The sequence below is a fragment of the Pantoea sp. ME81 genome, assembly GCF_903970985.1.
GTDB classification, from domain to species: Bacteria; Pseudomonadota; Gammaproteobacteria; order Enterobacterales; family Enterobacteriaceae; genus Pantoea; species Pantoea communis.
Window position 1 is genome coordinate 1 of the sequence record NZ_CAJCKS010000191.1, and the last position, 8604, is coordinate 8604.

Sequence of the window (8604 nt, forward strand, 5' to 3'; positions counted from 1 at the left end):
GTGCGTAACGATGCCATCACGCTGGCGCAGATGGATGCGTTGCCGCTGACGCATCTGGTGATTTCACCTGGTCCCTGTACGCCGGATCAGTCCGGTGTGTCTCTGGATGCCATCCGCCATTTTGCCGGTCGCTTACCAATTCTCGGTGTTTGCCTCGGCCATCAGGCAATTGCGCAAGCCTATGGCGCGCAGGTGGTGCGGGCTCGTCAGGTGATGCACGGCAAAACCTCTGTTATCCAGCACACCCATCAAGGTGTGTTTCGCAACCTTAATAATCCGCTCACCGTGACGCGCTATCATTCATTGATTGTGGCGCGCGATACGCTGCCCGCAGAATTCGAAGTCACAGCCTGGAGCCTGCGTAACGGCGAGCCCGATGAGATCATGGGCTTCCGCCACCGTACGCTGCCCTTAGAAGGGGTGCAGTTCCATCCTGAGAGCATCCTCAGCGAGCAGGGCCATCAGCTGTTGGCTAATTTCCTCAACACGTAACTTATGTTTGCCTTCGTGTGATTTTTTATGCATATTTTGTGATTATAATTTCACTTCAGCTCAATAAATAACCCAATGAGGTCGGCAATGGCAGCGGAAAAACTAGCGGTAACCCGGGAAACGTTCGATAACGTGATTTTGCCTGTTTATGCACCAGCGCAGTTCGTGCCGGTAAAAGGCAAGGGCAGCCGAGTCTGGGATCAGCAGGGCAAAGAGTATATCGACTTCTCCGGCGGTATCGCGGTGACTGCTTTAGGCCATTGCCACCCGGCGCTGGTGGAAACGCTGAAAACGCAGGGCGAAACCCTGTGGCACACCAGCAACGTGTTCACCAACGAACCGGCGCTGCGTCTGGCGAGCAAACTGATTGCAGCGACCTTTGCCGATCGCGTTTTCTTTGGCAACTCCGGCGCGGAAGCGAACGAAGCTGCCTTCAAGCTGGCGCGTTATTACGCCTGCAAAAAACACAGCCCATTCAAAAGCAAAATCATCGCCTTCCACAACGCGTTCCATGGTCGTACCTTGTTTACCGTTTCCGTTGGCGGGCAGCCGAAATACTCCGACGGCTTTGGTCCAAAACCAGCGGATATCGTGCATGTACCGTTTAACGATTTGGATGCGGTAAAAGCGGTGATTGATGATCACACCTGCGCGATTGTCGTTGAACCGATTCAGGGCGAAGGCGGCGTGGTGGCGGCAACTCAAGAGTTCATGCAAGGCCTGCGTGCACTGTGTGATGAGCATAAAGCGCTGCTGGTGCTGGATGAAGTGCAGAGCGGCATGGGTCGTAGCGGTAAGCTGTTCAGCTACGAACATTACGGCATCAAGCCAGACATCATCACCACTGCCAAAGCGTTGGGCGGCGGATTCCCGGTGAGTGCGATGCTGACCACCAATGAAATCGCTTCAGTAATGGCGCCCGGCGTGCACGGCACTACTTACGGCGGTAACCCGCTGGCTTGTGCGATTGCTGAAACGGCTCTGGACATCATCAACACCCCAGAAGTGCTGGGTGGCGTAGAAGCCCGTCGTCAGCAGTTCGTTGAAGCACTGCAGGCCATCGACAGCAAATATGATCTTTTCAGTGAGATTCGCGGCAAAGGTTTGCTGATTGGCGCAGCGCTGAAGCCACAGCACGCCAGTAAAGCGCGCGATATCCTCAATGCCTCGGCAGCAGAAGGGTTGATGGTTCTGACCGCAGGCACTGATGTGATTCGTTTTGTGCCGTCACTGGTGATCGAGCCGACTGACATCGAAGAAGGCATGGCGCGTTTCGCCAAAGCGATTGAGAAAGTGCTGGCGGCGTAATCATCCTTTCGGGCGCAAAACCTTTAGCCAGCGGCCGTGATGCGGTCGCTGGCTCCAGGCCAGTGAAGAGATGGTATGCATCACATTCAGGTGTTGCAGGATGCGCTTCACATGCTGCTCGACAATCGTTACCGGCCCTTCATTCATATTCTCCGGCGCTTCCAGAATATTGCTGTCATTGCCTGGCCCGTCATACGCCAGTCGCTGCTGACAGCGCTGCAGCGCAATTTCACAGGATTGCAGATAGCGTTCCGCCAGCTTTGGCGTCAGCATGGTGTGCTCACGCGCCAGGATCGTCATCGCGTTAATATGCTCCACAATGAACTGGCTGTGGGTGACCCACATGCGCATATCTTTCAGGTACTGCGCGTTGAAGCCCGGTTCGCTCGATGCCTGATTCAGTGAGTTGAACAGTGCATTGTGCGCCTGATTGACCCTCATGCGCTGGTAAGCCAGCTTTTCAGGAGATTGCTCCGGTCCCAGCAACATCCGCAAGGCTTCCTGATAAGCCTCCAGCGCATCATGCGCGTTGCTGCGCAGTAATCCGCTCTGCCACTGTGGCCACAGCCAGATCATACCGGCAAAGGCGATCAGGCAGCCCATCAGGGTATCCATCATGCGCGGCAACAGGAACTGCGCCCCATTCAGCGACAACAGCTGGAGCGAATACACCGCCGTCACGGTGAAGCCAATCATCGACCAGCCGTAATACTTGCGCGTGACCAGATAGCTGGCGAGGGTGATGGCCAGCATAAACAGCAGGGTGATCGATTCGGGCACTTCGAGCCGTAGCGATCCTGCGGCGATCAGCAATCCGGCAAAGGTGCCCAGCGCACGGTGCTGGATACGCACTCGTGTGGCGCTGTAGCCATTCTGGCTGACAAACATGATGGTCATCAGAATCCAATAAGGCTTGGGAATATTAAAGAACAGCGCCAGCGCACTGCCGAACATCAGCATCACCGAAATACGAGCCGCGGTGCGCAATGCAGCGGACTTGAGCGACAGGTAGCTGCGCAGCGCCGGGAACAACGGCAAACGGCGCTGGCGATCGGCCATCAGGTCTCGGGTGTATAACGGCTTTTGCGTGCGCAGCACACGCGCGATGCGGCTGAAATGGTAATAGCAGAAGTTGCCCACCGGATTGTCGGGATGCTGGCGCGCAATTTTTTCCAGCGCGCCGAGCTGCTTTTCCATGTGGAAGCGATCGGGCAATTGATGATAGAGAATGGCATCGGCCAACAGGCGCAGACGCGCAGAGATGGTTTTGGCATTCCAGCGGATCACCGCTTCGGCGTGACTCTGCTCGACCAGCTTTTGCACTTCTTCCGGCTGGTGCAGGCTCACCGAGATGTGCTCCTGCAAATCAAGCGCCACCTGGAAAGCCCGCGTCAGGCGCTTGTGGCTGTTATCGCGGCTGGCAGAGAGCATGTGCATCTGCTGATAGCAGGTGGTGATCAGGTCAACGGCTTTTTGCTGACGCGCCAGCAGCGGCGGCAGCGCTTTCTCGGGATCGGTAAGCTGCGTCAACAGGGTGTATTTTGCATCGCAATAATCCGCCAGTTCCCGATACAGCAGGCTGAGCGTTTCGCGCATCGGCTGCTCTTTCCACAGCCAAAACCAGAACCAGTTAAACAGGCCGTACCATAACGTGCCGCCGATATACAGCAGCGGCGGCACCCACATGGGCATACGTCCTACCAGGCTGAGGCTAAAGATGGCGGCAATCAGTGTGGCGGGCAACAAGCGACCGTGCAGCGGGCTGATTTCGCCGGTCACGCCTATCAGCAGCGGCAGCACAAACAGGATCAGCGGTAACGGAATGGCGTCACTGGTGAGAAATTGGATCAGAAAACTGGCGGTGGCAAACAGTGAGCCGCCGACAATCAGGCGTTTAAAGAAGCGTTTATGCGGAGTATCGAGACCCGCCATGTTGCAGCAGGCAGGCACTAAGGAGAACAGCAGGCCTTTTTGCAGATCGCCAAACAGCCAGCCTAGTGCCACAGGCAGGCACAGCACCAGCGTTTGCCGCAGTGCGTAGTTGACCTCAGGATGATAGATGATTCGGCGCCACATCAGCTCATCGCAAACAAAAACGGCGCGATGTTGCCATCACGCCGTGGGTGATAAGAAATTAGCGGGTGCCGTAGACGACGATGGTTTTACCGTGTGCGGAGATCAGGTTCTGATCTTCCAGCATTTTCAGGATACGACCCACGGTTTCGCGTGAGCAACCCACGATCTGACCAATCTCCTGACGGGTGATTTTGATTTGCATCCCGTCGGGGTGCGTCATCGCATCGGGTTGTTTCGCCAGATTAAGCAGTGTTTGCGCGATACGGCCCGTCACATCGAGGAAGGCAAGGTTGCCCACTTTCTCGGAAGTGACTTGCAGACGACGCGCCATTTGCGACGAAAGTCGCATTAAAATATCCGGGTTTACCTGAATCAGCTGACGGAATTTTTTGTAGGAAATTTCAGCCACTTCGCAGGCAGTCTTAGCACGTACCCAGGCACTACGTTCCTGGCCTTCTTCAAACAGGCCGAGTTCGCCGATGAAGTCTCCCTGATTGAGGTAGGAGAGAATCATCTCTTTGCCTTCTTCATCTTTGATCAGAACCGCAACGGAACCTTTCACGATGTAGTACAGCGTTTCCGCTTTCTCACCCTGATGGATGAGCGTGCTTTTGGACGGATATTTGTGAATATGGCAATGGGACAGGAACCATTCGAGTGTAGGGTCTGTTTGCGGTTTGCCGAGAACCATTCGCTATTATCCTCTGTTGTAATCGTGCCCAAAACACAGGGGGCAGTTTTCCCTGTCAGGCGGTGTAATCGTCGAGCGTTTCCAGTAAAGGAAAATTATTTCCGGGTGATTCTTAAGCTACGCTTTTGATTCTTCCCGCCTTCGTCTGTGATGACGAAAATATTTTCAGCACTGTTTGTAGCACAGCTTTTGCAAGCTGTCTTCTGTTGTCTCGCTTCAGCAACAGGCGGAAGAGTCTGGATTGCTGTTTATCAAGTGAAAGCGTACTCTGGCGGCAAAACCGCCACTTCAGGAGAAAGAATAATGCAGGCACGAGTGAAATGGGTGGAAGGGCTGACCTTTCTCGGAGAATCCTCATCAGGCCATCAGGTATTAATGGACGGTAACTCGGGTGATAAAGCGCCAAGCCCGATGGAGATGGTTTTGATGGCAGCAGGCGGCTGTAGCGCGATTGACGTGGTATCGATCCTGCAAAAAGGCCGAAATGATGTGGCTGACTGCGAGGTGAAACTTACGTCCGAGCGCCGTGAAGAAGCGCCACGTATTTTTACGCAAATCAACCTGCATTTTATCGTTAGCGGCACAGCGCTAAGCGATAAAGCGGTGGCGCGGGCCGTCGATCTGTCGGCGGAGAAGTATTGCTCGGTGGCGATCATGCTCGGCAATAGTGTGAAAATGACGCACAGTTACGAAGTGATTGAGCGATAACATAAGTGGGCGGCCAAACGGCCGCCGCTACAGAATTTCTGGATTATTCAATCCGTTTACCTTCAATCAGCCGCTGCACCAGTGGCGTCATGATTAACTCCATTGCCAGCCCCATTTTGCCGCCCGGCACCACCAGTGTGTTCATATGCGAAATGAACGAGCCCTGGATCATCGCCAGCAGGTAAGGGTAAGCAATGCCTTCCAGTCCACGGAAGTGAATCACCACAAAGCTTTCATCGAGTGACGGAATTTCACGTGCGGCAAATGGGTTGGACGTATCCACCGTAGGTACACGCTGGAAGTTGATGTGGGTGCGCGAGAACTGCGGCGTGATGAAGTTGATATAATCCTCCATTGAACGCACCACTGAATCCATCACCGCTTCACGGGAATGGCCGCGCTCGCTGGTGTCGCGCACCAGCTTTTGAATCCACTCCAGATTGACAATCGGCACCACGCCGACCAGCAAATCGACATGCTCGGCGACGTTGTGCTGCTGTGTTACCACGCCACCGTGTAATCCTTCATAGAACAGCACGTCAGTGTTTTCCGGCAGCGGCTGCCAGGGCGTAAAGGTGCCCGGCACCTGATTCCACGGCACCGCTTCGTCGTAGGTGTGCAGATATTTGCGCGATTCACCTAGCCCGGTTTTTCCGTAATGCTTAAACGTCTGTTCCAGCAGCCCGAAGTCATTGGCTTCCGGACCGAAGTAGCTAATATGACGGCCCAGATCGCGTGCCTTACGGATCGCCATATCCATTTCTGGACGGGTATAACGGTGAAAACTGTCACCTTCCACTTCCGCAGCATGCAGATTCAGCTGCTGGAAAATCTTACGGAAGGCGAGGCTGGTGGTCGTGGTACCGGCACCGCTGGAACCGGTCACGGCAATGATTGGATGCCTGGCTGACATAACAGAACTCCCTGTGAAGTCGGGCGATGAGCATTGTTACCACGAATTACTGCGCGGTGCATTAACCGCGAAATTCGCCTTTCGGCATAATGTTGACGGATTCATGCAGTTCCGACCACACCAGCACAACGTCTCCGCGCTCCAGCTGGCGGCGCACGTCGGCGACTTTCTGTTCCAGGCTGCGCTCCTGCTCACCATAGTCGGTGCCTTCGCGCAGCACGAAAGTTTCAATCAGGTTTTCCAGTGTTGCGACTTCAAGTTCTTGCCAGGGAATAATCACGATCACACATCCAGATAGGTTGAAAGCCAGTCAGGCACACGCTGTTCCAGCCACATTTTCGGCTTCATTAACGTACCGCCAACAAAGCCGACGTGCCCGCCTTGTTGTGTCAGCTGATATTCAATGGAAGGCGACAGTTGCGCCGGCTGCGGGATTACCGCATCGGTCATAAAGGGATCGTCTTTGGCATGGATGATCAGCAGCGGCTTGCGCACGCCCGTGAGCAGCGGCATAGCGCTGGCACGTTGATAATAGTCGTTGGCATCCAGAAAACCGTGCGCCCGTGCGGTAATCGCATCATCAAACTCACGAATGCGGCGAAATGCGCGCAGCTGGCTCAGTTCCACCGGTAGTGTGCCGGGCCAGGCCAGCAGTTTACGCGTAGCGTTCTGTTTCAGCTTGGTCAGTAAATAGTGCTGATAGAAACGAGAAAAGCCAGCATCGAGCTTTTCACTGCAGGGTTCGAGCGCAAAGGGTGCCGAGATGGCGACGGCGGCATCCACAGGCACATCATTTCCCTGCATGCCCAATAAGTAGGCCAGCATATTGCCACCGAGTGAAACGCCCACTGCTGCAGTCGGCACCGTGCCCCATTCGCGCTGCAACCAGTGCAGGAAAAAGGTCGCATCTTCGGTTTCACCGGAATGATAGATGCGCTCCAGACGATTCGGCTCGCCGCTGCATCCACGAAAGTGCATCACCACCGCCAGCCAGCCACGCGCCTGACACGCCTGCATCAGGCCATGCGCATACGGGCTACGGAAACTGCCTTCCAGGCCATGGAACATCACCATGCGCGGTTTGTGACGCGCCTGTGCTGGATCTTCGCTCCACGCGAGATCGACAAAATCACCGTCCGGCAGGTCAAGTCGCTGCCAGTGCGGACGCAGGGTTACGCGCCGACGCAGTATGCGCGGCAGCAGGGTTTGCAGATGCGCGTTACTGAATCCGCGCAGCGGTGTAAATCGCTCGCCGTTCAGGCGATCAAAATAGCTAGGGTAAAGGCTTGTCTGATGCATAACTCGCTGATAGCTTCGATGGGTTGTCCGCTTTACTGGGTGAGGAGCACCCGAATATACATGGAACTGAGTCTTTTTTTATCAATGTTGGGTTTTCTTTGGGTCGCTGCCATCACGCCAGGGCCCAATAATATGTTACTTACCGCCTCAGGTGCTAATTTTGGCTTCCTGCGCACCATCCCGCTGCTCATTGGTATCATGATTGGTATGCAAGTCATGTTGCTGATGGTGGCATTTGGCATCGGTGGTTTGATCCTGCTTTATCCCTCTCTGCATCTGGTGCTGAAGATTGCCGGTAGCCTCTACCTGCTGTGGCTGGCGTGGAAAATTGCCACCGCGGAGTACGAGAAGCTGGAAACTGAAGATGCCAACGTCAAGCAGATGCCGTTCTGGCAGGGTGGCCTGCTACAGTTGATCAATCCAAAAGCCTGGCTGATGGCGTTGGGTGCGGTAGCCAGCTTTAGCCTGGCGGGCGATGCATATCTGCATTCGGTGATCGCCATCAGTATCGGTATGGCGCTGGTCAATGTGGTATCCGGTGTTATCTGGATGGGATTTGGTTCGCTGATTGGCCGTCTGTTGCGCAGCCCGCGCGCGTGGAAAATCTTCAACCTGGCGATGGGTGCGCTCACTGCCGCCTGTGTACTGCTGATCTGGCGTTGAGTTAGCTGGAGGCGCGTTCAACGCGCTTCCAGGGTAACACCTCACGCACCACGTCACTGTGCGGCTGGCGGATGCGGTTCAGTAGCAGCTGAACACTGCGTGCACCCAGCCGATTCATCGGTTGTTCGATGGTGGTCAGCGGTGGATTGAGGCTGCTGGTGAAGGGAATACCATCAAACCCCACGACAGCGAGATCTTCCGGAATGCGCAATCCGGCCTCCAGCGCGGCGTGAATCACGCCAACCGCCAGCACATCTGAGACTGCAAACACGGCGTCTGGTCGCTCCGGTCGTGCCAGCAGTTCACGCAGTGCGGCACTGCCCGCTTCACACGAAATGTTTTCCGCGTAAGCCACGCCACCCCAATTCAGTTCCAGTTGCTCGAGCGCTTCGCGATAACCACTTTCACGCTGATGCGAGTAAAGGTAGCGCATATCACAGTTAACCAATGCAAT

The 8604-nt window shown here is 55.1% G+C and carries 10 protein-coding genes; 4 read left to right on the forward strand and 6 right to left on the reverse strand.

Annotation, left to right across the window (positions count from 1 at the left end; translation table 11 throughout):
- Both H7A81_RS23335 and H7A81_RS23340 read left to right on the forward strand, forming a co-directional pair.
- The coding region (locus H7A81_RS23335; protein WP_182058856.1) for an aminodeoxychorismate/anthranilate synthase component II at positions 1-492 on the forward strand (492 nt) is incomplete at its 5' end.
- An 87-nt stretch (positions 493-579) separates the two neighbouring features.
- Positions 580-1800: an aspartate aminotransferase family protein gene (locus H7A81_RS23340; protein WP_182058857.1), complete on the forward strand. Its 1221-nt coding sequence runs from the start codon at positions 580-582 to the stop codon at positions 1798-1800.
- Here H7A81_RS23340 and H7A81_RS23345 read toward each other — a convergent pair whose 3' ends face one another.
- Together H7A81_RS23345 and crp are read right to left on the reverse strand one after the other, a co-directional pair.
- Complete coding sequence (locus H7A81_RS23345) at positions 1801-3876, reverse strand: YccS/YhfK family putative transporter (protein WP_166936273.1); 2076 nt, start codon at positions 3874-3876, stop codon at positions 1801-1803. It lies immediately after the preceding gene.
- A gap of 58 nt (positions 3877-3934) precedes the next feature.
- Positions 3935-4567, reverse strand: coding sequence for a cAMP-activated global transcriptional regulator CRP (gene crp, locus H7A81_RS23350; RefSeq protein WP_000242758.1), 633 nt, complete (start codon positions 4565-4567; stop codon positions 3935-3937).
- Between the two features lie 303 nt (positions 4568-4870).
- Here crp and H7A81_RS23355 point away from each other — a divergent pair, with 303 nt between their 5' ends.
- Positions 4871-5275: an OsmC family protein gene (locus H7A81_RS23355; RefSeq protein WP_034819576.1), complete on the forward strand. Its 405-nt coding sequence runs from the start codon at positions 4871-4873 to the stop codon at positions 5273-5275.
- 43 nt (positions 5276-5318) lie between these two features.
- Here H7A81_RS23355 and H7A81_RS23360 read toward each other — a convergent pair whose 3' ends face one another.
- The 3 genes from H7A81_RS23360 to H7A81_RS23370 all read right to left on the reverse strand — a co-directional run bounded on the left by H7A81_RS23360 (position 5319) and on the right by H7A81_RS23370 (position 7487).
- Complete coding sequence (locus H7A81_RS23360) at positions 5319-6188, reverse strand: phosphoribulokinase (protein ID WP_034819573.1); 870 nt, start codon at positions 6186-6188, stop codon at positions 5319-5321.
- 61 nt (positions 6189-6249) lie between these two features.
- Positions 6250-6468, reverse strand: coding sequence for a YheU family protein (locus H7A81_RS23365; protein WP_034820041.1), 219 nt, complete (start codon positions 6466-6468; stop codon positions 6250-6252).
- Between the two features lie 2 nt (positions 6469-6470).
- Entirely contained in the window at positions 6471-7487 is a 1017-nt protein-coding gene (locus H7A81_RS23370) for a hydrolase (protein WP_034819571.1), read from the reverse strand.
- A 60-nt stretch (positions 7488-7547) separates the two neighbouring features.
- On the opposite strand from H7A81_RS23370, the gene H7A81_RS23375 reads away from it, so the two are divergent.
- Positions 7548-8150, forward strand: coding sequence for a LysE family translocator (locus tag H7A81_RS23375; RefSeq protein ID WP_034819569.1), 603 nt, complete (start codon positions 7548-7550; stop codon positions 8148-8150).
- A gap of 1 nt (position 8151) precedes the next feature.
- Here H7A81_RS23375 and H7A81_RS23380 read toward each other — a convergent pair.
- On the reverse strand, positions 8152-8604 hold a 453-nt coding region (locus H7A81_RS23380; protein ID WP_182058858.1), incomplete at its 5' end, for a substrate-binding domain-containing protein.